Below are 25,382 nucleotides of genomic sequence, written 5' to 3' on the forward strand. Positions count from 1 at the left end.
CAACCGGTGGAACGACAAGAGGCCTTGTATGAACGACGATTTCACCATCGGCCTCGATCTCGGCGGCACACAGGTTCGCGCCGCGCTGGTGCGCGCCGGAAAGGTTTTTGCGCGCACGGCGGCGCGCACGGATATCAGTGGTCCGGAAGAGGTGATGCGCCAGTTCGGTGCGCTTGTCGCGGAGGTGTCGCGGGCGGCAGGCAGCGCCCCGGTCCGCGCGATCGGCATGTGCGCCCCGGGGCCGCTCGATACCGTGAGCGGCGTTATCGACCATATTCCGACCCTTCCCGGCTGGGAGCAATTCCCCCTGCGCGACCGCCTGTCGGAGCTTTTCGGCCTTCCGGCCATCGTCGAGAACGATGGCATCGCGGCCGCCTTCGGCGAATGGCAATACGGGGCTGCGCGCGGGCTGGACCACATGGTCTATGTCACGGTCAGCACGGGCATCGGCGGCGGTGTCGTTGTCGACGGCCGGCTGATGCACGGGGCGCGGGGCATGGGCGGCCATGTCGGGCATTTCACGCTGGTTGCGGAAGGGCCTGTCTGCTCGTGCGGGCGCGTCGGTTGCTTCGAAGCGGTTGCCGCCGGTACGGCCTTCGGCAAGCGGGTCCGCGCGTCGGCAAGCGGAAACCCCGCCTCCTACCTTGGCAGGATGGCCGAGCACGAGACGCTCGAAGGCCGCCACGCTGTGGAGGGGGCGCGAGCAGGCGATGCCGCCTGCCTCGCCCTCGTCGCTGAAGAGGCTGATTGGCTCGGCTCCGGTTTTGCCAGCCTGCTGCATCTCTACAGCCCGCAGATGATCGTCATGGGCGGCGGCGTGTCGGCCGCTTTCGATTTGCTCGAACCAGGCATTCGTGCGCGCATCCGCCGCGATGCCATGGCCCCCTTTCGGGAGGTGCCGGTCGTACCTGCAAGCCTTGGCGACGATGCCGGTCTCGTCGGGGTGGCCGATCTCGCGATTATCCGGCAGCGGGCATCGAATACATTACGTCGGCCGGCATGTTCGGAATTCAGCGGCATGCCTTGAAGGTTATACCTTTCAAGCACTTGCCGCTCGAGCGCGCGCCGGCTCATATCCATTCAAGAACACGGACCTTTTGATCTCTCGACCGAAGAGCCTTTCCTGCCAGTAGGCGCGACTCGGTCGAGAGGCGGTCCGGGCCTCGGCTGACGAACTATCGCCTACTAACCAGGTGATTGGTGCGAATGCCGCGTTTCACGAAAAGATCGCGGCTGTTGGCCGAAATCCTCACTTTTCATGGCTTCTCTCTCGCCTTCTCACCAAGCAGCAACGGTTATGGCACTGGCACCGCCCCAATTCGAGGACTGCTGAGCTGCCCATCGTCCTTGATGACCACTCCGCTATCATTACGGCAATCGTCGAGAAGAATGTCGAAGAAGCCGATCGCTTGAGCAGGGCTCGCGCGGAGCAAATTGCCGCGCGTATGTCGAGGGTGTTTGAGCAATTGTCGAATTCTGAAATCGAACTCCCTTGATTGAATATTTGCCCCCCGCAAGGATGGCCGCACGCAAGGGCAAGGAGATCATCGCCGTCCGCGGCGGCGGCGCTGAACGGCCCGCCGGACTTCGTGACGTCGGCCGTCGTCGAATATCGGGCACGCGGTGAACGCGTCAAAGGGGTTTGGCGCGATCCCCGGCCTTGAGGTTCGTGCGCCGGAGGGGGCTTCTACCTCTCCCCGAAATGCGCGCCTTTGGACTATCGCGGTCCTTCGTTCCCGGCGCAGGCCCGGCATAGCCTTTTCTATGCCGGGCCTGCGAGCGTGGTGCAGGATTTATCGAGGTTCGTCGCTGTGTCTCGAAGGTGATTTGAGGATCTGACCTTTAGAGCGACGGATTCCTCTATTCGCTTGCGTAGCTTCCATCCGCCTTGTGCGTTTCGTTGCCGGAAAGAGGCGGCGTGAAGACGCAGACGAGCAGCAGGTCGCCTTTCGTGGCGCGCAGGATGTGCGGATCGTTTTCGTTGAGCGAATAGATCGTGCCCGGCTTGATCGGGAACACTTCCCCGGTCACCTTATGCTCGACTTCGCCCTCACCCGAAATGCAGTAGTTGCTTTCGAAGTGGTTCTTGTAGTGAAGATGCAGTTCGGCGCCTTCGAGGACACGGGTTTCATGCACCGAGTGGCCCATGCCGTGCTCGCGTACGATCATGCGCTTGCTCTGCCAGCCCGGCCCGGAGACATCCCGTGCGGATCCTGCCATTTCCTGTGAGGTGACGACGATCATTTCAAACTCCTGGTTTTTTCAAAGGGGGTTTCGGATGGCTTTCGCAAGGACCGGTTCAAGCATCCCGGCGATGGCCAGGAGCTTGTCGTCGGCGCCGCGGGTGCCCGTCAGCATCATGCCGATGGGCAGGCCGCCGGCGGGCAGCGTGACGCTCGGCAGGTCGAGCCGGTTTGCGAATTCGGTGAGGGAAAAGGAACGGCTGTTCATCGCGAGATAGCGAGACTGCTCGTCAAGGTCGCCGGCGCGTGGCGGCATCATCGGCACCGTCGGCAGCACGAACGCGCCGAAGCCCTCGATTTCCCGGTCGAACTGTTTCCGGCATGTGTCCAGCTCGACGAGCGCCCGGCGATATTCACCTTCGGGCGCCTCCGCCCCCTGCCTGAGGCGTGTCGCGATCAACGGGTCGTAGAGATGTTCCGCAGCCTTCAGGAGCGCCTCGTGGTACCTGTAGGCCTCATAGCCGATGATCCGCCCCTCGACGGTGATCCGCGTCGCCGACTGCAGGCTCGGGAGTGGGATTTCCGTGATCTCCACGCCTTCATCCGCCAGGGCGTTCATGCAGCGCGTGAAGGTGTCGCGGACGTCCGCGTCGATGGTGGCTTCCTTGTAGAAGGCCGGGATGGCCAGACGAAACGGCGTGGGCTCCGGCTCGGAGATTTCCCCATGCGCGAGGAGCGCATCGACGATCCGGCACAGGTCCGCCGAGCGGGTTATGAGGCCGGGCACATCGAAGGACGTCGACAGCCATTTCATGCCGTCGCTCGAATAGCGGCCACGGCTGGGCTTGAAGCCCACGACGCCGCAGAACGCCGCGGGGATACGGGCAGAGCCGCTGGTGTCCGAGCATACCGCGATATCGCAATATCCCCGCGCAACGGCGACCGCCCCTCCGGAACTGGACCCTCCCGCCACCCGCTCTCCCGTCGCATCGAGCGGCGTGCGGGGCGTGCCGAAGGCCAAGTTCAGGCCAAGGGCGCCATAGGCGAATTCCGTCATGTTGGTCTGCGCGACAAGGGTCGCGCCGCAAGTGCGCAGTCGGGCGACCATGGGCGCCGTTTGCGTTGCCGCCGGTGAGCCCGCCAATGCTCTCGACGCGCAGCTGGTGGGCCACCCCTCGACGTCGAAACAGGCCTTCGCCGTCATCGTCAGGCCCGCGAGCGGCGGCAGCGAGGCCCCTTCCTGCCGAAGGCGTTCCCAATCGGCCAGCTCTTGGCCCGCGTCGGCGAAGCGTTCCGCAAGAAAAATCGCCTGGCCTTGCCAGGAGCGGGCCTGATAGTCCGCGATGGCAGCCGCAAATTTGGCGTGCGGGGAACGAGGGTCGGTCGGCGCGTTCGGCATGTCGGTCACGTTTCTCATTCTACATCAGCGTCATCAGCATCGCCTCGGCATCGGCGAGATAGATCTCGAGGCGGTCGGCGGCGGTCTCGTATCGGCCCTCGGCCAGAAGTCCGTGGATTTCGGTTTCCCTCATCAGCCACGGTTCCTGGAATGCGCGCTCCTGCGCCCCGGTCACGAAGACGAGGCGCAACTGGGTGACGAGGAGCGAAAACATCTGGTCGAAGATCGGGCTGCCATGAAGGGCGACGATCTCCTGATGGAAGCGCAGGCTCGTCGTTGCCCCGACCTGCCAGTCGGCCCGCTCGATGGCCCCCGTGCCTTCACGCGTGAGGTCCCCGAGCCGTTGCAGCCAGTCGGCCGGCACGGACTGTCGGCCGCGCAGCGCGCTCAGTTCGACGACGCGGCGCACGATGAAGATGTCCTTCAGCTCGGCCGCGGAAAGGCGCTTGACCCGAACGCTCTTGTTGCGCTCCTGCGACAGCAGCCCCTGCTGGCGAAGCAATTGCAGGGATTCCCGCAGCGTGTTGCGGGATACGTTATAGACGTCGATCAGCTCGGCCTCGATCAGGGCGGCGCCGCTCAGGATCCGTCCGCAAAGAATGCTGTTGCGGATTTCATTCGCAACCCGGATGAAAGCTGGTTCGTTTGGAGCGGTTTCGGTCATGTCGGATCTCAGTTTGTCAGGTTCTTCAAGAAGGTCCTGAGCTGAGGATACAGGCCCGCCTTGATGTTCGCGGGCGTATCGTCGCAGATCACCTTGCCCTGCTCCATAAACAAAATGCGATCGGACACATCGAAGGCGAAATTCATCTCGTGCGTGACGATCACCATCGTGACGCCGTCGCCTGCCAGGGAACGGATGACGCCCAGGACCTCGTCCACGGTCTCCGGGTCGAGCGCGGAGGTGGGCTCGTCGAACAGGATGATGCTCGGCGACATCATCAGGGCGCGCGCGATGGCAACGCGCTGCTGCTGGCCGCCCGAAAGCTGGTGAGGATATTTGCGGGCATGCGCGGCCATGCCGACTTTCGCCAGATAGTGGAAGGCTTCGGCCTCAAGGTCGGCGCGCGTGCCGAGACCATGGTAGAGCGGGGCGAGCAGGACATTGTCGAGGATGGTGCGGTGGTTGAACAGGTTGAAGCTCTGGAAGACCATGCCGACATCGCGGATCAGCCGGAAATCCTCCTTGAACAGGTGGGCACCCGACGCGGACGCCCCGGCGGAGATGAAGGGTTCGCCATGCAGGCGCACCGAGCCGCTATCCATGTGCTCCAGTCCGTTCAAGGTCCGGATGAAGGTGGTCTTGCCGGAACCGGAGCGCCCGATGATAGAGATCACCTCGCCCGGCTGGACCGTCAGATCGACGCCCTTGAGAACCTGCAGGTCGCCGAAGGCCTTGTGGACGCCCTTCGCCTCCAGCGCCGGAACGTCCGCCGGCTGGCGCCTGGAGGCCGGCCGGGCGGTGAAGCGCGCGATCTTCGCCGCGACTTCCCCTTCCGAGAGCGGCTGGGCCTTCTGTCCCAGCCGGTTCACGTCAGCCGATCGCTCGAGAAAGGTGATGCTGCGATCGAAGATCGTGACGATAAGGATGTAATAGAAGGCGACGGCCGTGAGCGTCTCGAGGATCAGGAAGTTCTGGGTGTAGAGCCGCTGGCCGACAAGCAGGATTTCCGCAAGCGAGATGACGGAAACGAGCGAGGTCAGCTTCACGATCGTCACGAGCTCGTTCGCAAGGGCGGGAAGAGCGACGCGGATCGCCTGCGGAATGACGATCAGGCGCTGTATCCCGAAAAAGGAGAGCCCGAGCGCGCGGCCGGCCTCGACCTGGCCTTTCGGTATGGCGATGAGCCCGCCTCGATGGATCTCGGCCATATAGGCCGCCTCGCTGACGACGAGGGCGATGAAACCGGCCGTGAAGGCATTCGACAGGACCGACCGGAGCGCGGGGAAGACCTGCGGCATGCTGTAGATGAAGATGAGCAGGACCAGCAGAGGCAGGCTTCTGAAGAACCAGATATAGGTTTGCGTCGCGCGGGCCAGCACCTTCCACCGGGATCTCTTGGCAAGAGCGAGAGCGAAGCCGACGACGGCGGCGACGAGCCAGCTCGCCAGACTCAGTTGCACGACCGTCCAGGACGCCAGCCAGAAATCGGTATCGGCCAGAAGGCCAACGGTATAGTGCCAGTCGAAACCCATGGGAAACTGCTCGAAAATAAGAGGGGGACGCCGGCCTCGCGGGCCGGCGTTTCGATACGCCTGGAAGACGGATTTACTGCGCGGTGGACGTGACGCTCTCGATGTCCGCGTCGCTTACCGTCGGCATGCCATATGCGTCGGCGAGAGCGGCATAGCTGCCGTCCTGGCGCATCTTCGAGAAGGCTTCGCTGACGGCGCCGTAGAGGTCCTTGTTCTGCGGGCTGACGGCGACGCCGATCAGCACCGGATAGATGAGGTCCTTCGACGTCACCTCATAGTCACTCGGGAACTTCTTCAGGAGTTCGGCCGCCACGACATTGTCCATGAACTCGACATCGATGGAGCGGGAACGGAGCGCCTGCGTGACCTGGGCGTCCGTATCGAATTCGCGGGTCTCGATGGCGCCGAGGCCGTTCGCCGCGCAGTGCTCGTCCGAGAATTTCTTGAGTTTGGGCAGCCAGGATGCGCCCTGCATCGAGCCGACGACCTTGCCGCACAATTCGGCTTCCCCGGTAGGACGGAACGTCGCGTCCTTCAGCACCAGCAGCGAAGAGCCGGCCTTGAGATAGGGAATGAAGTTCAGGATCTTCTGCCGCTCCGGCGTGACGTAGAGGGCGGAGGCCACGACGTCGAAATGGTTGGCCCGGATACCCGTGATCAGGCTTGCGAAGCGGGTGTCGATGAACTCGGAGCCCAGCTCCAGGCGCTTGGAAAGGGCCTGCATGAATTCGACGTCGAAGCCCGCCGGCACGCCGTCCTTCAGATAGGCGAAGGGCGGATAGGTCAGGTCCGAACCGACGGAAAGCGTTCCCTCCTTGATCGTCGGAAGCGGCGCGGCCTGCGCGGGCTGCATCGTGGCGGACGCCAGCAGCAGGGACGCGGCCACGGTGCCGGCAGCGCATAGTCCGGAGAGAATTCGCGATGGATCGAGCATATCAACCTCCCATATTGCTCAACAAGATTGTTGAACAGTTTTGTTCATCAATTTGCGAGAGTCAAGAGGGGATTTACCGAGCCAGGCTGTCCCCGATCCTCCTTCCTTTCGTGAGGTATGGAGTCCGGGGGGCTACAGTGGATGTGCGTGCACGCGCTGGCGCAGTCTCTGCGAGGACCGCACTGCAGCGGCCCGCAATGAGTGCGGTCCGCCTATAGTTTCTGAAATATATTTCAGATGATGAATTATATTGACATGCGTTTCATCTTCGCCTCTATTGCCCTTCATCGGACTTCGAGGAGGAAGTTCGGTTTCAACGCGATCTGCGGCGTCTTCGGGACGCCCTCGGGCTTTTGGGAGGGGCTTCGGCCTCGAGGAGGAAACTTGCGCAAATTTATCGGCTCGACCGCCATGGCGGTCCTTGCGGCAACGCTTTTTGCCGGCACGGCATCTGCGGAGACGGACAACCCGTTCCGCTGCAAGCCGGGCGAGAAATACGTCATGAACGTCATGGTTTCGGGCGTCGAATACTGGTTCCCGGTCTATGAAATGTTCAAGCAGGCGGGCCAGCAGCTCGGCTGCGAGACGGAATATACCGGCACGCCGGAATATGACGTCAACAAGCAGATCGCCACCTTCGACCAGGCGCTGGCGCAGAACCCGGCCGGCATTCTCGTGCACCCGATGAACTCCGATCCGTTCATCGAGCCGATCAATCGCGCCATCGATCAGGGCACGGCCGTCGTGACCTTCGCCGCAGACTCGCCGCTCTCCAAGCGCGTCTCGTTCATCACCTCGGACAATACTCGCGAAGGCACCTACGCGGCCGATGCGATCGCCGAAAAGATGGGCGGCAAGGGCGAATATGCGGTGCTCGAGAACCCGGGCCAGGACAACCACGACAAGCGCATCGCCGCCTTCATCGCCCGCATGGAGGAGAAGTGGCCCGACATGAAGCTGGTCGGCCGCGCGGCCTCCAACCAGGATCCGACCAAGGCCTATCAGGGCCTGTCGAGCCTCATCCAGGCCAACCCGAACCTCGGCGCGGTCTTCATGCCGGAAGCCAACTCGGCGATCGGTGCGGCGCAGGCCAACAAGGAAGCCGGCGGCAAGGTCCTCGTCATGTGCGCCGACGTCAACGCCAATATTCTCGACATGATCAAGGCCGGCGAAGTCTTTGGCTCGATCAATCCGAACCAGGGCATGCAGGGTTACATGGGCTTCATGCTGCTGTGGCTTGCCAAGCACCCGGAATTGATCGACCCGATGAACGATGCCAAGCGCTCGGGCTTCAACCCGATGAGCATCCCGGTCGTCGACAACGGCCTGTCGATCGTCACGGCCGAAAATGCCGACGATTTCTACTGGGACAAGTACCTGAAGCGCCGTGGCACCAAGGGTATCGAGGAGTAATCTCCCAAGAGACGCCATCCGCGCCGTGCGGCGCGGATGGGCTTCGGGGAGAGGGAGGAAGACGATGGCGGAGCCGGTGCTCACCATTCATGGCGTGACCAAGCATTTCGGGGCGGTGAAGGCTTTGACGGATGTCGGCTTCACGCTCGAACGCGGCGAGGTCCATGCGCTCTGCGGCGAGAACGGTGCCGGCAAGTCGACGCTGATGAACATCATCGCCGGCGTCTTGCAGCCGACCGCGGGCGAAATCCGCGTCGACGGCCAGCCGGTGCGTATCGCGTCCCCCGCCGCCGCGCAGTCGCTCGGCATCGGCCTGGTGCATCAGGAAATCGCGCTCTGCCCGGATGCGACGGTTGCCGAAAACATGTTCATGGCGGCCACCAACCGCCGCCGCTCGCCCCTCATGAATTACCGCGCGCTGGAGCGCGATGCGCAGGCCGTGATGAACCGTCTCGCCGCCATCGACGTTCGCCGCAAGGTCGCCGATCTGCCGATTTCCAGCCAGCAGCTCGTCGAGATCGCCAAGGCGCTGACGCTCGACTGCCGCGTGCTGATCCTCGACGAGCCGACCGCGGCGCTGACCGAAACCGAGGCGCAGCAGCTCTTCTCGATCATCCGCGATCTCAAGGCGAATGGCATATCGATCATCTATATCAGCCACCGCATGGCCGAGATTTTCAGCCTTTGCGACCGTGTGACCGTCTTCCGCGACGGCCGCTATGTCTGCACGGACCGTATTTCGGACGTGACGCCCGACGACGTGGTGCGCCGCATGGTGGGCCGCGAGATCACCCAGCTTTATCCCGACAAGCTGCGGCCGGACGAGAAGACGGCCGAAACGATTCTCGAGGTCGACGGCATCGGCGACGGCTCCCGCTTCCAGAATGTCAGCTTCAATTTACGCAAGGGCGAGATCCTCGGCATTGGCGGCCTGATCGGCTCCGGTCGAACGGAGATCGCCGAGAGTATCTGCGGTCTGCGGCCTTGTACCGAAGGCATGGTGCGGCTGCATGGCGCCGTACAGAAGATCGCCACCTATTCCGATGCGGTGAAGGCGGGCATCGTCTACCTGTCCGAAGACCGGAAGGGTTCCGGCGTCTTCCTCGATATGTCCATCGCGCAGAACATTTCCGTACTGGACCTGAAATCGCTGACCAATGCCGCCGGCCTGCTCGATGGCCGTGCCGAAGCGGCTCTGGCCGAGGATTTCGCAAGGCGGCTCGCCGTTCGCATGGGCGGTATCGAGGCGCCGGTCAAATCGCTGTCCGGCGGCAACCAGCAGAAGGTGGCGATCGCCAAGCAACTGGCCGTGAAGCCGAAGGTCATCCTGATGGACGAGCCGACGCGCGGCATCGATGTCGGCGCCAAGACCGAAATCCATCGCCTGCTGCGCGAGCTTGCGGGCTCGGGCATCGGCATCGTCGTCATCTCCTCGGAAATGCCGGAACTGCTCGGTCTTTGCGATCGCGTGCTGGTCGTCCGGGAGGGGCGCATCGCAGGCGAACTGGGAGCTGACGAGATGTCGGAGGAGGCCGTGATCCGTCTTGCCTCGGGGCTCGGCGCGGCGCGGGTGGCAGATCATGCGGCGTGAGAAGAAACTGGGAGAGCGGGAAATGGCAATCGACACGATGGCGGGTGCAGCGCCGAAAACATCGTCCTTCAGGCGCATCGGTTCGATGCGCGAGGCCGGGCTGATCGCGATCATCCTGACGCTCGGCGTGATCATGAGCTTCGCCTCGCCGCACTTCCTGACGCTCGGCAATTTTCGCGCCATGCTGATGAGCTTCTCGGTCGAAGGCATCGTCGTCGTCGGCATGACGATCCTGCTCATCGTCGGCGGCATCGACCTGGCCGTCGGATCCGTCGTCTGCTTTGCGATGGTACTGTCGGGTTCGCTCTTCCTTGCCGGACTCGACCCGTGGACCGCCTCGCTGATCGGCATTGCCGCCTCGAGCGCCATCGGCGGCGCGATGGGTTTCTTCGTCACTGTCGTCGGGCTCAACCACTTCATCACGTCGCTCGCGGCCATGGTGATCGTGCGCGGTCTCTGCCTCATCATCACCAAAGGCACGCCGCTGTCGCTCTTCACGCTGCCGGCGGCCTTCAAGGAGGTCGGGCAGGGTACCTTCTACGGCGTGCCCTATGTCATCCTGATCTTCGTGGCTATCGTCATCCTGTTCGATTTCCTGCTGCGCCGGGCGACCGCGTTCCGCAAGGTGTTCTACACCGGCAGCAACGAGAAGGCCGCGCTCTATTCCGGCATCAAGACCAATCAGGTGAAGTTCTGGGTGACGGTGCTGTGCTCGACCCTCGCAGGCGTGGCCGGCGTGATCTACATGTCCCGCTTCGGCGCCGCCACACCCACCTTCGGCGCGGGCATGGAGCTGAACATCATCGCAGCCGCCGTCATCGGCGGGGCCTCGCTCAGCGGCGGCTCGGGCACGGTCCTCGGGGCCATCCTCGGCATGGCCTTGCTCTCGCTCGTCACCTCGTCGCTCATCCTGCTCAACGTATCGGTCTATTGGCAGGACATGATCAAGGGCTGCATTCTGCTCGCCGCCGTCTCCATCGATCATTTCATGCACAAGCGGAAGGCCAGCTGATATGCCGATCGCCAAACTGAAACCCAAGACGACCGCCCCGCGCGAGGAAATCGTCATCGCCCGCCAGATGCATCAGGCGCTCGTCCTGCACTTCCTGGAAGGCCTGACTCAGGCGCAGATCGCCGATCAGCTCGGCATCTCGCATGCCACCGTCAACCGCCTTATCAAGCGCGGCCGCCAGCTCGGCCTCGTCGAGATCAAGATCAAGTCGCCGGTCGAGCCGCTGGTGGACATGGAGGAGCGGCTTCTGGCGCTCGGCGGCATCAGCCGCGCCGTGGTGGTGCCGACCGTCTCGGACAATCCGCAGACCGCGCTGCTCGCGGTGGGAGAGGCGGCGGCGCGGCTGCTTCTGGAGGAGATCGCCGATGGCGATACGATCTGCATCACCGGCGGCAAGGGTGTCGGCGCCGTCGTCGCCGGACTGCAGGCCGCGCGCCGTTACGATGTCGAGGTCATCCCGGCGACCGGCTGCGTGCAGGGAAAACACTATACCGACGTCAACCACGTCTCGACGCTGATGGCCGACCGGTTGGGTGGCCGCTCCTGGCAGATCCACGCGCCGCTCTTTGCCGACGACGCCGCGCAGCGCGCGATGCTGATCAACATGCGCTCCGTCGCCGATGTCTTTCAGCGGGCGCGCGAGGCCAAGGTGGCATTGGTCGGCATCGGCTCGATCCTCAGCCAGGATTCGACCTATTACGACCTGCATCCCTCCTCCAGCGAGGACCGCAATGCCATCGAACAGTCCGGTGCGAGCGCAGAACTGCTCGCCCATCTGCTCGACGGCGAGGGGCGGGTTTGCGACTACGCCCTCAACCGCGCGCTCGTTTCACTGACGCTGACGGAATTCGCCTCGATCCCGACGAAGATCGGGGTGGCGAGCGGCCTCAACAAGGCCGGCTCGATCCTCTCCGTGCTGCGCGGCGGCCATCTCGACACGCTCGTCACGGACGAAGCGACCGGCGCGCGCATTCTCGACCTTGCATCCGAAGAAGGACTTTCCGCATGAGCGGCGAACAGTTGAACCGTGAAATCGGACGCTCCGGCGTCAGGGCCTCGGCCGTCGGCCTCGGCACCTGGGCCATCGGCGGATGGATGTGGGGCGGCACGGACGAGGCCGAATCCATCGCCGCGATCCAGGCCTCGCTCGATGCCGGCGTGACGCTGATCGATACAGCCCCGGCCTACGGTCTCGGCCGCTCGGAAGAGATCGTCGGCAAGGCCATCGCCGGCCGCCGCGACAAGGCCGTCATCGCCACGAAATGCGGCCTCGTCTGGCATACGGGGAAGGGCAGGCATTTCTTCGATCAGGACGGCAGGCCGGTTCATCGTTATCTCGGCCGCGACGGGATAATCCACGAGGTCGAGGAAAGCCTGCGCCGGCTCGGCACCGACTATATCGACCTTTACATCACCCATTGGCAGGATCCGACGACGCCCGTCGAGGAGACCGTCGCGGCGCTGGAAGATTTGAAGAAAGCCGGAAAGATCCGGGCAATCGGCGCCAGCAACGTCAACCGGCCGGAACTGGAAAAATACATCGAGACCGGGTCGCTCGATGCGATCCAGGAGCGGTTCAGCATGATCGATCGCGAGATCGAGGCGGACCTGCTGCCGCTCACCCTTCAAAACGACGTGGCGACGCTCAGCTATTCCTCGCTGGCGCTCGGCCTGCTCTCGGGCACGATCGGGCCGGACCGGGTCTTTGCCGGCGACGACCAGCGCAAGGACAATCCGCGTTTCTCCGTTGCGAACAGGCAGAAGGCCAGGGATTTCTCCGATGCTATCCGCCCGGTCGCGGAACGGCACGGCGCCAGCATCGCGCAGGTGGTGATCGCCTGGACGCTGGCGCAGCCCGGCGTGACCTTTGCGCTCTGCGGCGCCCGAAACCCGACGCAGGCGCTCGACAATGCACGGGCCGGAACGCTCCGGCTCGATCACGACGATCTTGCGGCCATCGACGCCGGTATTGCGGCAAAACTGGCCGATATGGACGGATAACGGACTGCCATCATGAACCGGACAGAGACATTGAACGGGCTCCGTCAGAGCCCGAAGGTGGACGTGTGCGTCCTCGGCGGCGGCATCAACGGGCTCAGCGTCTTCCGCGAGCTGGCGCTGCAGGGCGTCAACGTGCTGCTCGTCGAAAAGGCGGACTATTGCTCCGGCGCGAGTGCGGCGCTCTCGCGCATGGTTCATGGCGGCCTGCGTTATCTCGAGAACGGCGAGTTCAGCCTGGTCAAGGAATCGCTCGTGGAGCGCGATCGACTGCTGCGCAACGCCCCGCATTATGTCGCGCCCTTGCCGACCACGGTGCCGATCTTCGACACCTTTTCCGGTCTCGCCAATGGCGTGGTGCGCTTCCTCGGCCTTACCCGCCGCCCCAGTCGCCGCGGCGCCATCGCCATCAAGGCGGGGCTCGGCATCTACGACTTTCTGACGCGCAGGCGCGCCCTGATGCCGAAACACGAATTCCGCAGCCGCAGGGCGACGCTCTCGAAATGGCCGGCGCTCAATTCGTCGATCCGCAATTCCGCGACCTATTACGACGCCTGGGTCAGCCATCCCGAGCGCATCGGCATCGAGCTTCTGCGCGACGGCCTGTCCGCCGGCGCGAATGCCGGAGCGCTGAACTATGCGACGATCGAGGAAGCCGGCGCCGGTCGCTTCGTCCTGCGCGACGGTCTGTCCGGCGAGGCGCTGCCCCTCGAGCCGCGGCTGATCGTCAATGCGACGGGCGGCTGGATCGACATTGCGAATGCCACGCTGTTTTCAGGCGAGGCACGGCCGGCGCCGCTGATGGGCGGCACCAAGGGCTCGCATCTCATCATCGACAACCCGTCACTCCGCGACATGCTCGACGGCCACATGATCTATTACGAGAACGAGGATGGGCGCATCTGCATCCTGTTTCCCTATCTCGGCAAGGTGCTGGTCGGTTCAACGGATATCCGCGTCGACGATCCCGGCACGGTGCGCTGCGAGGCGGACGAGCGTGATTACATCCTGCAATCGCTCGCCTTCGTGCTGCCGGGCGTCACGATCCGGCCGGAGGAGATCGTCTTCCAGTTTGCCGGCGTGCGCCCGCTGCCGGCGAGCAAGGACAGTTTTACCGGCCGCATCCCGCGCGACCATTTCTGCACCGTGCTGGATGGCCGGAATGGCGGGCCGCCGGTGCTCTGCATGATCGGCGGCAAGTGGACGACCTTCCGCTCCTTCGGGGCGCTCGCCGCCGACATGGCGCTCAAACATCTGGGCGTGACGCGCCGTATCGATACCGCTGAACGGGCGATCGGCGGTGGCCGCGTCTTCCCCAAAGATCCCGGGACCTGGATCCGCGACCTTGCCGCATCGACCGGTCTTTCCGTCGCGCGCGTCACGGTTCTCTTCGGTCGCTACGGTACGGAGGCCGAGAACGTCGCCCGTTTCATCGCGGCAAAACCGGATCACGCGCTGCCGCATGCTCTCTACAGCGCACGGGAGCTGCAATATCTCATCCGTGCCGAGGCGGCCGAGCATCTGGACGACCTGCTGCTGCGCCGCACGACGCTGGCGGTCTCGGGCGATCTTTCGCTCGCCATGGCGGAGGCCGTGCTTGAGTTGCTCGCCGCCGAAAAGGGCTGGTCCGCGCAACGGGCGGTCGAAGAGCGCGGCCGTTTTCTGGATCTCATGCGTGAACGCCACGGCGTTACCGAACAAACCCTTTCCGTACGGAATGAACACAGGAGTGAATTATGCGAGACAACCGCAAAGTCCGGATGAACCGGCTGTTCGGCAAAGGCCGTTGCCTGGACGTGGCGATCGACCATGGCGTGTGCAACGAGCCGTCCTTCCTCGATGGGCTGGAGGATGTTCCGGCCGTGGTGAAGGCGCTGGTCGATGCCGGGCCGGATGCGATCCAGATGAATTACGGCCAGGCCGACCTGCTGCAGGACATTCCCGGCAGGGACAAGCCGGCGCTGGTCATGCGCATCGACATGGGCAACCCCTATAACCGCATCCGCCATCGTGACATGTGGGCGGTGCTGCAGAATGAGGCCGAGCCGCTGATCGGTGCGTTGCAGATGGATGCGGCCTGCGTGGTCGTCAACCTCTTCATGCTGCCGGATGAACCGGATCTTTTCCGCCAATGCGTGCAGAACATCGCGCGCGTCCGGGCCGATTGCGAGAAATATGGCATGCCGCTGATGATCGAGCCGCTCGTCATGCAGCCCGTCACCGAGCGCGGCGGCTATATGGTCGACGGCGACGCCGACAAGATCGTCACGCTGACGCGGCTTGCCCGCGAGATGGGCGCCGATATCGTCAAGGCCGATCCGACGACCAACGCGGAGGATTTCCATCGCGTCGTCGAGGCGGCGCGCTGCCCGGTTCTGGTGCGCGGTGGCGGCAAGGAAGATCTTTCCGCGGTCTTTGCGAAATCTGCCGCCTTGATGCGGCAGGGCGCAATGGGCATGGTCTATGGCCGCAACATCTACCAGCACGCCAATCCGAGCGCCGTGGTGCGCGGGCTGATGGCGATCATCCATGCGGATGCGAGCGGCGAGGAGGCCTTCGCACTTTACCAGCAGGGATGAGACGCCGGGTGGTCGCGGGAAATACGCGAGGCGATTTCCCGCGATCGCGCGAGTAAAGTGAACCTGGGAGGGGTTCTGCATGCAAAAATATCTTCTGGGGCTCGATGCGGGCAACACGGTCATCAAGGCCGTCATCTTCGACCTCGAAGGGCGCGAACTCGCCCATGCCGGGGAGGAGGGGCATAGCCGCATGCCGTGCCCCGGCCATGTCGAACGCGATCTCGACGAACTCTGGGCCAACGCCAGACGCGTCATCCGTACCTGCCTCGACAAGGCGGGAATAGCGGCCGTCGACATCGCCGCGATCGGCTGCGCCGGCCATGGCAACGGGCTCTATGCGCTCGACCGCGACGGCGCGCCGCTGATCGGCATCCAGTCGATCGATACGCGCGCGACCGGTCTGGTTGAGGAATGGCTGACCGAAGGCGTGGGCGACCGCACCTATCCGATCGCCCGGCAGCGCCCCTGGCCGGCCCAGACGCCGACGCTGCTCGCCTGGCTGAAGCGTTTCAGGCCCGATGTGTTCAAGCACATCGGCACGGTGTTCTACTCCAAGGATTTCGTGGTGAACCGCCTGACGGGCCAGCGTGTCAGCGAGGTCTCGGACATGTCCGGCGCCGGGCTGCTCGATCTGGCGGCGCGCCGTTATGACAGGACGCTGATGGAGGCCTATGGCCTCGGCGATTGCATGGACCTTCTGCCGCCGCTTATCGAGAGCGCCGACATTGCGGGGCGCGTGACGGGGGCCGTTGCGGCCGAAACCGGGCTTGCCGCGGGCACGCCCGTCATCGGCGGGCTGTTCGATGTCGTCGCCTCGGCGCTCGGCTCCGGCGTTTCGCGCACGGGCAGCGCCTCGATCATCGCCGGCACCTGGAGCATCAACCAGGTGATCGTCGATGGCCCGGATTTGAAGGGGCCGGTGTTCATGTCTTCCACCTTCGACCGCACGCGCTACATGGCGATGGAAAACAGCGCGACCTCGGCGGCCAATCTCGAATGGCTGGTGCGGGAATTCTTCGACGGCGATCACCATGCCGCCGTCTCGCCCTTCGATGCCTGCTGCGCGCTTGCGGCGGCCGTGGAGCCTGCGGCGGACGATCCGCTCTACCACCCTTATCTCTACGGCGCCCAGCAGGATGGGCACGCGCGGGCAGGCTTTTACGGCGTAGCCGGCTGGCACACCAGGGGCCATCTGATCCGCGCCCTGCTGGAGGGCGTCGCCTTCGGCCACCGCCAGCATGTCGAGACGATCCGAAAGGCGGGCGCGACGTTCGAAGAGGCGGTGTTGTCGGGCGGTGGTTCGCGCAGCAAGCTTTGGCCGCAGATTTTTGCGGATGTGCTCGGCGTGCCGGTCTCGGTTGCCGCCTCGCGGGAGACGGGCGCCCTCGGCGCGGCGATCGCGGCCGGCACGGGCGTCGGCCTCTTTGACGATTTCGCGGCGGGGGCCGAGGCCATGGTGCGGACAGAGCGGCACTACAGGCCGAATGTCGGCCTTGCCGCGCACTATGCGAGGCGCTACGCGCTTTACACGGATATCGCCGAGGCGATGACGCCGCTCTGGCGGCGGCTGGCGGCTTCGGAAAAAATGGCAACGGGAGTTGCGGCGTGAACCATCCTGTCAATGAAACGCCGGTCGATGAGGGCAGCTACGATTTCATCGTGGTCGGTGCCGGTTCGGCCGGCTGCGTTCTGGCGAACCGGCTCTCCGCGGACCCCGGAAACCGCGTCCTGCTGCTCGAGGCGGGCGGGTCGGACCGCTACCACTGGGTCCATGTGCCGATCGGCTATCTCTACTGCATGGGCAATCCGCGCACGGACTGGATGATGAAGACGGCGGCGGAGGCCGGGCTCAACGGCCGCGCGCTCAACTATCCGCGCGGCAAGGTGCTGGGCGGCTGCTCGTCGATCAACGGCATGATCTACATGCGCGGGCAGGCGGCCGATTACGATGGCTGGCGGCAGGCGGGCAATGCCGGCTGGGGCTGGGATGATGTGCTGCCCTATTTCCTGAAGTCGGAGGATAATTATCGCGGCTCGTCCGCCGTCCACGGGGCGGGCGGCGAGTGGCGCGTCGAGCGTCAGCGCCTTTCCTGGCCCATCCTCGACGCCTTCCGCGACGCTGCCGAGGAACTCGGCATCCCGAAGACCGACGATTTCAACGGCGGGGACAACGAGGGCTCGGGCTATTTCGAGGTCAACCAGCGCTGCGGCCTGCGGTGGAACACGACCAAGGCGTTCCTGCGCCCGGCGATGAAGCGCCCGAACCTGCGCGTGCTCACCGGCGCGGAGACGCACCGCCTGGAATTCGACGGCAAACGGGCGACTGGCGTGCGCTTCCGGCTGAACGGCCGGCCCGCCGTCGCGCGCGCCTCCCGCGAGGTCATACTGTCGGCGGGCGCGATCAATTCGCCAAAACTCCTCGAACTGTCGGGCATCGGCCGGCCGGACCTGCTCTCCGCGCTCGGCATTCCGCTGCGCCATGCGCTTGCCGGCGTCGGCGAGAACCTGCAGGACCATCTCCAGATCCGCACGGTGTTCCGCATCGAAGGCGCAAGGACGCTGAACCAGCTCTATCACAACCTCCTGAGCCGCGCGGGCATGGGTCTGGAATATGCGTTCCGCCGCTCCGGCCCGCTCTCCATGGCGCCGAGCCAGCTCGGCATCTTCGCGCGGAGCGACCCGGCGGTCGCCACGGCCGACCTGGAATATCACTTACAGCCGCTCAGCACCGACCGGCTCGGCGAGCCGCTGCACCGCTATCCGGCCGTGACGGTCTCCGTCTGCAATCTCCGGCCGGAAAGCCGCGGCACGGTGCATGTGACGGCGGACGATGCGGCGCTCGCCCCGGAAATCCGGCCGAATTACCTGTCGACGCCGGGCGACCGTCTGCTGGCGGCCAGATCCATCCGCCATGCGCGAAGTCTGATGGAGACCCGGGCGATCACCCGCTTCCGGCCGCAGGAAATGCTGCCGGGTAAGGAATATCAGAGCGACGACGAGCTCATCCGGCGCGCCGGCGACATCGCGACGACCATCTTCCATCCCGTCGGCACCTGCCGGATGGGCGACGATCCGATGGCGGTGGTGGATGCCAGGCTGCGGGTGCGCGGTCTCGACGGGCTGCGCGTCGTCGACGCCTCCATCATGCCGACCATCGTTTCGGGCAACACCAACTCGCCGGTGATCATGATCGCGGAAAAGGCGGCGGAGATGGTACTGAGCACGCAATAGATGGAAGATGTTTCTTCCGCCGGGTTGTTCAAGCTTCGCGCTGTGCCAATGTCAACGTGCCATCGCAGAGTGCTGCCAGGGATCAACTCGGCATGGGGGTGAGAGACACCATGCGTTTTAATCCTTGTGCCTTAGCGATCGTGTTCTTCCTTGCGCCAGGCAAGCACCTCGCCGGAAGTGGCTTTGCCGCCGCGCGGGCCGTGGATCGTGACGGAGCGGGAAGCGGCCGCGATGGAAAAGTCCAGCGCTTCGGCGAAGGACCGGCCCTCTCCCAAGCACCAGGTCAATGCACCGCCGAAGGTGTCCCCGGCGCCGGTCACGTCGACCACGTTCACGGGATAGCCGGCGGCCTGCAGTCGCGTCTCGCCGTCGAATGCCTCGGCGCCGTCCGCGGCCATCGTGCGTACCACCCAGCCGATTTCGTGGTCGCGGATCCATCCGCCGATGCGAGCCATGTCGTTATGGCCGAAGGCGGTGCGGAAGCCGACCTGGTTGAAGATGACGACGGCGGCGCCGGTGAGGTAGGGCATGTCTTCCGGCGTGCAGCCGCCGACATCGAGGTCGAAGATGGCGCGGCGGCCGTGGCGCCTCAGGTCGGACAGAAGGTCTGCCTGTTTGAGCACGTCACTCCCCGTCCGGCTGTGCAGCCGGCGCACGCGGTAGAGCGTCGTATAGAGAAGGCCCGGCCGGCGCAGCGCCGCCAGGGTCGCCGGCGCCAGCCACATCGGCTGCTCGCCCATCTCGACCGTCAGCACGACATGCTCGCCGTCGATCAGGAAGATCAGGTTGCGTGATTCCGCGATGGCGGGATCGACCAGCATGTGCTCGATACCGACGCCGTTCTGCCGGAGGTCGTCCGTGAGCCGCCCCGACAGCGGGCTGTCGTTCAGCAGGGAAATGAACTGTGTCTCACCGCCGAGTGCGGCATGCACGACGGCGGCATTGGCGATGGAGCCCCCGATCTCGGCCGGCAGTTCCTGTACCATGCCCTTGTCGGCGCGGCCGGGCCAGCGGTCGGCGGTGTAATATTCGTCGAGCGCCACGTCTCCGATGAAGAAGGCGGTCATGCTGAGGGCTCGTCATTCATCTGGATTCGACGCGGTCCGCCCTTGACCGGAACCCACGGGCTTTCCCCGAGGCCGCAGATTGCCATCCAGTAATAGGGCGTGGCGCGCGTAGCGCCCCGGCAGGCATCGTGCCAGACGTTCCGGTGCATCACCACCACCTGTCCGGGCGCGATGACGAAGGCCTCGATTTCGTCGCGATGCGGTGCATCGGCCTCGGAGGCGGGAGCCACGGCGAGCACGATCGGCTCGGCCGCGCAGAAAAGCGCCTCCTCGGTCTGCGGGTGCCGTTCCATGGCGGTGCACGGCCATGGCGCGCTGCCGCCGCGCGTCATGCCGAGATGGCCCGAACCGTCGATCAGCGGGGTGCGGGTAAAGCCGTCGTTCCAGCCGTCGCCCTTCGTCCAGATCACGTTGGGATCGGTATCGCCCGCAAGATCGTAGACCCTGCCGTAGCGGGCGAAATTTTCGGCCGTCACGGGCCGTGCGATAACGGGGGTCATGCAGCGCTCCTTGCGAGGCGGACGGAGCGCATCAGGCGGGCGACGTGGGACGCCTCGACGCGGCCGGTATCCTTGTGGTCGTGCTTGAACCAGCTTCCGACGATCGCGCCATCGGCATGGGCAAGCTGTTCGACCGCGTTCGTTTCGGTAAGACCGGCGCCGATGAGAAGCGGGACGGTCCCACCGGCCGCGGCGCGGAAACGGGCGACCTTGTCCATGTCGGTTGGCTGGCCGGTGGCATCCGACGTCACCACCAGGCCGTCGCAGCGCTGAGCGCCGAGGCGCACGTCCTCTTCCTCCGGCCGGCCGGAAAGAACCGGCTGGTACTTGAACCGCACCCCGCCGAGCAAAAGCGCGGAAACGCTCGCCCGCCGGGCGGTGAAATCGGCGGCGAAGGCGGCATCGTCTTCCGGCGACAGGTGACCGGCGACGGAATCGACCTGAATGAAGGAAACGGGATATTGCCGGGCCAGCGCAAACGCGCGTGTGTCATCACGCAGGACGTTGACGCCGATCTTCGCGCCGAGGCCGAGGCCGCTCAGCCGGTCGAGCACACGCTCGACATCGTCGGCATCGCCGAAATAGTTTTCCACCACCAGCCCGTCGACACCTTCGCCGGCCATGATGCGGGCCTCTTCCTCGGCCTGGGCGAGTTTTGCGGCGGGGTCTTCACCGGCAAGATGCAGCATGCCGAGAATGGGCTTCACGGTGGCGAAGGTCTCGCTGAGACGGCTCATGTCATTTCTCCTGCGTCGCGCCGCCCTCAGGCCGGCGCGGTATCGCGCCCCCAGCGCGTTGCGAATTTCATCTGGACGGCCGGCGAGTAGACGATCGACGTGCGCTCGACCAAACGGTCGTCGGCGTCCAGTACATCTCCGCTGGCGCAAAGGTAGCCCGGCACCTGGGGCGCTGCCGGGCCGAAGACCTCCCGCAGGCGATCGGACGGCGGCACGACGGTGAGCAGCAGTTCCGAGCGCAGGGGATGGCGGTCATAGTCGCGGCGCAACACCTCGTAGAGCGATTGCGCGGCGAAATCATAGGTCTCGATGCCCGGATAGAGGGCGAGATCGAGCCGGGACGTATCGACGTTCAGCCAGCTGACCGTTTCGTCATTGGCGAGCCCGCGGGCGCGCACGAGGATGAGCTCGCCGTCTTCCACCCGATGGTCGAGCACGCGGGTCACCGGGCGCTGGCCCTGCCGGCGGGCAAGCTCGGTAAAGCTGCCGAAATTCCAGATATTGTGGCTGATCGGCCTGTGCGAGACGATCGTGCCCCGCCCGCGCACCTGCTGGACCAGGCCTTCCGACACCAGAAGCGCCATGGCGTTTCGAACCGTCGTGCGGGCGATGCCGAACTGATCGCGCATCTGGTTTTCCGAGGGAATGGCTTCGCCTTCGGAAAAGTCTCCGCTGAGGATCGCGGCGCGCAGCGCCCGGTAGAGCTGGCGGTAAAGCTGTTCGCTCGAATAGGGATCGAGGCGAAAGCGCGACAGCCGGTCATCCGGATTTTCGCCCGCAACGCTGGCATCTGGTGTGGAAGGGTGGGTCAAGGCAGGCTCCGGTGCGGTTCCGTTACTTCGTGGCTCCGTTTATCTTGAACTCTTCGACGCCCGCCTCTTTCAAGCCGTAGCGGTCGAGGATCTGTGCATAAGTGCCGTCTGCCTTGAGCGCATCGAGCGTGGCGTGCACGGCGTCGCGCAGCTCGCCATTGGCCTTGGCGAAGGCGATGCCGTAGTGGTTGACGTCGCCGACCTCGCCGATCTGGTAGAACTTGCCCGGCTCCTGCTTCATCAGGTCGAGCAGGCCTTCGAGGCCGATGACGGACGCCTGGGCGCGGCCCTGGCGGATCTGCATGATGTGCTCGGCCTGGGTCGGAATCTGGATGACGGTGATCAGCTTGTCGGCCGGGCAGATCGACTTGCCGAGCTCTTCGGCCCAGGTGACCCAGCTCGTTCCGGTCGCGACGGCGACCGTCTTGCCGCAGAGGTCGGCCTCGGTCTTGATCTTGTCCTGATGGTCGATGCTCGAATAGAAGACGTTGCCGGTCTTGAAGTAATCGATGAAGTCAAGCTGCGTCTGGCGCTCCACCTTGTCGGAGAAAGCCGTGATGATCATGTCGGAGCGACCGGTGACGACCTGCGGGATGAGCTGCGGAAATTCGACGTTCTGGAATTCCGCCGTCAGGCCGAGGCGCTCGGCGATCGCCTTGGCAAGGTCGATGTCGAAGCCCTTCAGCTCCGTCGAGCCGGCGTCGTTGTATTCCATCGGCGGGTAGGCAAGGCTGATCGTGAAGTTCAGCTTGCCGGCGGTACGCACGGCCTCCGGCAGGGCGGCGGCAAGCTTTTCGTCGCCGGCCGCCTGTGCGGCGCCGGCAAGGCTGATGAAGGTGGCGGAAGCGAGCCCCAGAACCATCGGCAGTATCGTCTTCATGTCCGTTCTCCCATTGTTGGACTGATTTCTTTTCGAGCATTCCCGGGCGGGAACGCTTTTTTTAGGCGAGCACGCGGCTCAGGAACGAGCGCACGCGCGGATCTGCGGGGTTGCTGAGGACATCGCCGGGCGCGCCCGTCTCGCGGATCTCGCCGTCGATCATGACCACGACGCGGTCGGCCACTTCGCGGGCGAAGCCGATCTCGTGGGTGACGACGATCATGGTGGTTCCGCCGCGGGCGAGCGTGCGCATCACCTCCAGCACCTCGCCGACGAGTTCCGGATCGAGCGCGCTGGTCGGCTCGTCGAACAGCATGACGCGCGGCTCCATGGCCAGCGCCCGGGCGATCGCCACGCGCTGCTTCTGGCCGCCGGAAAGCTGCGAGGGGTAGCTTGCGGCCTTGCCGGCCATGCCGACCTGCTCCAGCAGTCCCATGGCGCGCGCCTCCGCCTCGGCGCGCTTGAGGCCGCGCACCACCATCGGACCCTCGATGACATTGCCGAGCACGGTGCGGTGGGCAAAGAGGTTGAAGTGCTGGAACACCATGCCGAGCTGGCTTTGCTGGGCGCGCAGGCGCTTGACCGGCAGCTCCTGCAGGGCGCCGCGGGAAAGCGCGTAGCCCATGATGGCGCCATCGACCCAGACATAGCCTCCGTTCGGCGTCTCCAGGTGATTGATGCAGCGCAGGAAAGTGCTCTTGCCGCTGCCGGAGGGGCCGAGGATGCAGAGCACCTCGCCATGGGCGACATCCAGGTCGAGCCCCTTCAGGACCTCGTGGCTGCCGAAACTCTTGCGGATACCGACCGCCTTGACTGCGAGGCTCATGCTTCCTCCGGGGCGGCCGGGCGGCGCGCCCAGCCCTTGAACCACGCCCGCTCGTCGCTCGTGGCGGAGGCGTCGCGGCCGAAATGGCGTTCGAGGTAATACTGGCCGATGGAAAGCACCGTCGTGCCGGCGAGATACCAGGCGGCGCAGACGAACAGCAGTTCGATGACGGCGCCGTTGATGAAGTAGATGCGCTGCGCCGCGTTCAGCATTTCGCCCATGGCGATCGTGGCGGCGAGCGAGGAGAATTTCAGCATGCCGATGGCGCTGTTGCCGAGCACCGGCAGGATCAGCCGCAGCGTCTGCGGCAGGACGATGCGGCGCATGGTCTGGCCGGGCGTCATGCCGAGCGTATGCGCTGCCTCCTTCTGGCCCTTGTCGACGGCGCCGATGCCGCCGCGCACGACTTCGGTGAGATAGGAGCCCTCGTTGACGCCAAGCCCGAGCACGGCGGCGACGAAGGGCGTCACGACATCGACCATGCGTGCATCGACGAGGCCGGGAATATAGAGCCGCGGAAAGACCAGCGCGATGTTGAACCAGATCAGCAGCTGGAGAAGCACCGGCGTGCCGCGGAAGATCCAGACATAGAGCCAGGCAGCGAAGCGCAGGATCGGGTTTTCGGAAAGCCGCATGATGCCGAAGGCAAAACCGAGCGCGACGCCGAGCGCCAGCGCGCAGGCCGAGATCAGCAGCGTCCAGCCGAAACCGGTGACGATGACCCCCGCCGTCAGGAATTGCCCGACGACGGTCCACTGGATTTGCCCGACGGCGAAGGCCCGGCCGATCACGGCGAGAAGAAGAAGGACGATGCCGCCGCTGATCCAGCGGCCGGGATGTCGCAGGCGGCGCACGGCCACGTCCGGACCGGGAAGGTCGGCGGGCGCGAGCGTTGCGGTTGATTTCGGGGCGGGCTGTTGCATGGCATCCAATTGTAGGGTTAGGCCTACAACTTACTAGGCAGCATTCATCCGGGAGTCAATACGCGTTCTGCGACACCTGAAGACCCACCAAGATTGCCGCGAAGGAATGTCAGTGCGGTTTGCGCACGCTCCTGGCGATGGCTGCCGCCAAGGTCTCGGCGGCCCGCGAGGGCTTGTTGCGTGGATACGCGATGTGGAACATGTCCTCGAAGGTCATGCGCTCGGGTGCGAGGATCCGCAAACGGCCGTTGCGCACCCATTCCTCGGCGTAATGATCGGGCAGGAAGCCGATATAGGCGCCGGAAAGCAGCAGAAGCAGCGTGCCTTCCATATGCGGCGTCGCCGCCGCCCAGTTGAAATTGACGCCGCAGATCGTCTCGTTCAGCATATAGGTGCGGCCGGCGAAGGACTGGGCTTCCAGAAGCGCGTCGGTGAGGTCGGCATCGGGGCGGTCGAAGAGAGGGTGGCCGTCGGCGCAGTAGAGTTTCTGCATTTCCGAAAAGACCGGCTGGCTGCGGACGTTCGGCATGACGCTGCCGACCGATGGCATGAGGACGATCTGGTAGGAACCGTTCAGCAGCCCCTGATGCAGGACCTGCGGCGCCGCAACGTCGATCTCCAGATGCACGCGCGGCGCTTCCGCGTGAAAGGCGGCGAGGGCACCGGGAAGATTGAGGTCGCGGTTGCTGATCATCGCATCGACCGTGCCGAAGCTGAGATTGCCGGAAAGCTCGCCCTGCGCCTCGCCGATACGGCTCTGGAATTTCTCCAGCGAGCCGAAAAGCTCGAGTGCCGCGTCATAGACGAGCCGCCCTTCCTCCGTCAGCTGGAAACCGCCGCGTCCGCGGGTGCACAGGCGCAGGCCGATGCGCTCCTCCAGGTGCCGCATGTGGGTGGAGATGGTCGCTTGCGTCATGCCGAGCGCCGATTGCGCGGCGGAAAAGCCGCCATGCTGCACCACCGAGGCGAAGACGCGCAGCAGCCGAAGCTCGGCATCGCCAAGCGACAGATTGAGGACACGGTGCCGGACCTTGTTGATCATTCATTGATTAATGCACAAGTGAACATCCAATCATAGATACTTTTAAACGTTTCGGCCTT

The 25,382-nt window shown here is 64.7% G+C and carries 23 protein-coding genes and 1 pseudogene; 11 read left to right on the forward strand and 13 right to left on the reverse strand.

The window, feature by feature from the left end:
* Window positions 1-28 precede the first annotated feature (28 nt).
* Both DSD28_RS03080 and DSD28_RS26465 read left to right on the forward strand, forming a co-directional pair.
* Complete coding sequence (locus DSD28_RS03080; protein ID WP_119254861.1) at window positions 29-1,027, forward strand: ROK family protein; 999 nt, start codon at window positions 29-31, stop codon at window positions 1,025-1,027.
* Between the two features lie 133 nt (window positions 1,028-1,160).
* A pseudogene (locus DSD28_RS26465) lies at window positions 1,161-1,496 on the forward strand (FCD domain-containing protein); the annotation flags it as partial.
* A 364-nt stretch (window positions 1,497-1,860) separates the two neighbouring features.
* On the opposite strand, the gene DSD28_RS03095 reads toward DSD28_RS26465, so the two are convergent.
* From DSD28_RS03095 to DSD28_RS03115, 5 genes are all read right to left on the reverse strand, one after another.
* Window positions 1,861-2,244 (reverse strand): ectoine synthase, encoded by a 384-nt coding sequence (locus DSD28_RS03095; RefSeq protein WP_119254863.1) that lies wholly within the window; start codon window positions 2,242-2,244, stop codon window positions 1,861-1,863.
* An 18-nt stretch (window positions 2,245-2,262) separates the two neighbouring features.
* The gene (locus DSD28_RS03100) at window positions 2,263-3,582 is read right to left on the reverse strand and encodes an amidase (RefSeq protein WP_245424730.1); all 1,320 of its coding nucleotides are present in this window, start codon (window positions 3,580-3,582) and stop codon (window positions 2,263-2,265) included.
* A 19-nt stretch (window positions 3,583-3,601) separates the two neighbouring features.
* Window positions 3,602-4,246 carry a GntR family transcriptional regulator gene (locus DSD28_RS03105; RefSeq protein WP_119254865.1) on the reverse strand — a complete coding sequence of 215 codons (645 nt, stop codon included), beginning with the start codon at window positions 4,244-4,246 and terminating at the stop codon, window positions 3,602-3,604.
* A gap of 8 nt (window positions 4,247-4,254) precedes the next feature.
* Window positions 4,255-5,778, reverse strand: coding sequence for an amino acid ABC transporter permease/ATP-binding protein (locus DSD28_RS03110; RefSeq protein ID WP_119254866.1), 1,524 nt, complete (start codon window positions 5,776-5,778; stop codon window positions 4,255-4,257).
* A gap of 73 nt (window positions 5,779-5,851) precedes the next feature.
* A complete protein-coding gene (locus DSD28_RS03115) occupies window positions 5,852-6,712 on the reverse strand; it encodes an ABC transporter substrate-binding protein (RefSeq protein WP_119254867.1) in 861 nt (286 codons plus the stop codon).
* A 411-nt stretch (window positions 6,713-7,123) separates the two neighbouring features.
* Between DSD28_RS03115 and DSD28_RS03120 the strand changes: the two genes are divergently transcribed.
* The 9 genes from DSD28_RS03120 (at window position 7,124) to DSD28_RS03160 (ending at window position 18,536) form a co-directional block, all read left to right on the forward strand.
* On the forward strand, window positions 7,124-8,125 hold the full coding sequence (locus tag DSD28_RS03120; protein WP_413251198.1) for a substrate-binding domain-containing protein: 1,002 nt from the start codon (window positions 7,124-7,126) through the stop codon (window positions 8,123-8,125).
* Between the two features lie 64 nt (window positions 8,126-8,189).
* The gene (locus DSD28_RS03125) at window positions 8,190-9,716 is read left to right on the forward strand and encodes a sugar ABC transporter ATP-binding protein (RefSeq protein WP_119254869.1); all 1,527 of its coding nucleotides are present in this window, start codon (window positions 8,190-8,192) and stop codon (window positions 9,714-9,716) included.
* A 22-nt stretch (window positions 9,717-9,738) separates the two neighbouring features.
* On the forward strand, window positions 9,739-10,728 hold the full coding sequence (locus tag DSD28_RS03130; RefSeq protein ID WP_162911206.1) for an ABC transporter permease: 990 nt from the start codon (window positions 9,739-9,741) through the stop codon (window positions 10,726-10,728).
* 1 nt (window position 10,729) lies between these two features.
* On the forward strand, window positions 10,730-11,737 hold the full coding sequence (locus tag DSD28_RS03135; protein WP_119254871.1) for a sugar-binding transcriptional regulator: 1,008 nt from the start codon (window positions 10,730-10,732) through the stop codon (window positions 11,735-11,737).
* Window positions 11,734-12,729 carry an aldo/keto reductase gene (locus DSD28_RS03140; protein ID WP_119254872.1) on the forward strand — a complete coding sequence of 332 codons (996 nt, stop codon included), beginning with the start codon at window positions 11,734-11,736 and terminating at the stop codon, window positions 12,727-12,729. The genes DSD28_RS03135 and DSD28_RS03140 overlap by 4 nt, the downstream gene beginning before the upstream one ends.
* A 12-nt stretch (window positions 12,730-12,741) precedes the next feature.
* A complete protein-coding gene (locus DSD28_RS03145; protein WP_162911207.1) occupies window positions 12,742-14,490 on the forward strand; it encodes a glycerol-3-phosphate dehydrogenase/oxidase in 1,749 nt (582 codons plus the stop codon).
* Window positions 14,463-15,305 (forward strand): class I fructose-bisphosphate aldolase, encoded by an 843-nt coding sequence (locus tag DSD28_RS03150; protein WP_119254874.1) that lies wholly within the window; start codon window positions 14,463-14,465, stop codon window positions 15,303-15,305. Before DSD28_RS03145 ends, DSD28_RS03150 begins: the two co-directional genes overlap by 28 nt.
* Before the next feature lie 79 nt (window positions 15,306-15,384).
* A complete protein-coding gene (locus DSD28_RS03155) occupies window positions 15,385-16,914 on the forward strand; it encodes an FGGY-family carbohydrate kinase (protein ID WP_119254875.1) in 1,530 nt (509 codons plus the stop codon).
* The gene (locus tag DSD28_RS03160; protein WP_119254876.1) at window positions 16,911-18,536 is read left to right on the forward strand and encodes a GMC family oxidoreductase; all 1,626 of its coding nucleotides are present in this window, start codon (window positions 16,911-16,913) and stop codon (window positions 18,534-18,536) included. Before DSD28_RS03155 ends, DSD28_RS03160 begins: the two co-directional genes overlap by 4 nt.
* A 131-nt stretch (window positions 18,537-18,667) precedes the next feature.
* Here the strand turns inward: DSD28_RS03160 and DSD28_RS03165 are convergent, their stop codons facing one another.
* The 8 genes from DSD28_RS03165 to DSD28_RS03200 form a co-directional block, all read right to left on the reverse strand.
* Window positions 18,668-19,603 carry a carbohydrate kinase family protein gene (locus DSD28_RS03165; RefSeq protein ID WP_119254877.1) on the reverse strand — a complete coding sequence of 312 codons (936 nt, stop codon included), beginning with the start codon at window positions 19,601-19,603 and terminating at the stop codon, window positions 18,668-18,670.
* A complete protein-coding gene (locus DSD28_RS03170; RefSeq protein WP_119254878.1) occupies window positions 19,600-20,103 on the reverse strand; it encodes an ureidoglycolate lyase in 504 nt (167 codons plus the stop codon). Before DSD28_RS03170 ends, DSD28_RS03165 begins: the two co-directional genes overlap by 4 nt.
* Window positions 20,100-20,840, reverse strand: a complete 741-nt coding sequence (locus DSD28_RS03175; RefSeq protein ID WP_119254879.1) for a BtpA/SgcQ family protein — start codon at window positions 20,838-20,840, stop codon at window positions 20,100-20,102. The genes DSD28_RS03170 and DSD28_RS03175 overlap by 4 nt, the downstream gene beginning before the upstream one ends.
* 26 nt (window positions 20,841-20,866) lie before the next feature.
* Window positions 20,867-21,652 carry a GntR family transcriptional regulator gene (locus DSD28_RS03180; RefSeq protein WP_119254880.1) on the reverse strand — a complete coding sequence of 262 codons (786 nt, stop codon included), beginning with the start codon at window positions 21,650-21,652 and terminating at the stop codon, window positions 20,867-20,869.
* A gap of 22 nt (window positions 21,653-21,674) precedes the next feature.
* Window positions 21,675-22,532, reverse strand: coding sequence for an ABC transporter substrate-binding protein (locus DSD28_RS03185; RefSeq protein ID WP_119254881.1), 858 nt, complete (start codon window positions 22,530-22,532; stop codon window positions 21,675-21,677).
* Window positions 22,533-22,593: 61 nt separating this feature from the next.
* Window positions 22,594-23,358 carry an amino acid ABC transporter ATP-binding protein gene (locus DSD28_RS03190; RefSeq protein WP_119254882.1) on the reverse strand — a complete coding sequence of 255 codons (765 nt, stop codon included), beginning with the start codon at window positions 23,356-23,358 and terminating at the stop codon, window positions 22,594-22,596.
* The gene (locus DSD28_RS03195) at window positions 23,355-24,281 is read right to left on the reverse strand and encodes an amino acid ABC transporter permease (RefSeq protein ID WP_119254977.1); all 927 of its coding nucleotides are present in this window, start codon (window positions 24,279-24,281) and stop codon (window positions 23,355-23,357) included. The genes DSD28_RS03190 and DSD28_RS03195 overlap by 4 nt, the downstream gene beginning before the upstream one ends.
* A gap of 109 nt (window positions 24,282-24,390) precedes the next feature.
* Entirely contained in the window at window positions 24,391-25,323 is a 933-nt protein-coding gene (locus tag DSD28_RS03200) for a LysR family transcriptional regulator (protein WP_119254883.1), read from the reverse strand.
* Window positions 25,324-25,382: the final 59 nt, after the last annotated feature.

This window comes from Shinella zoogloeoides, assembly GCF_003574625.1.
GTDB lineage: Bacteria > Pseudomonadota > Alphaproteobacteria > Rhizobiales > Rhizobiaceae > Shinella > Shinella zoogloeoides_A.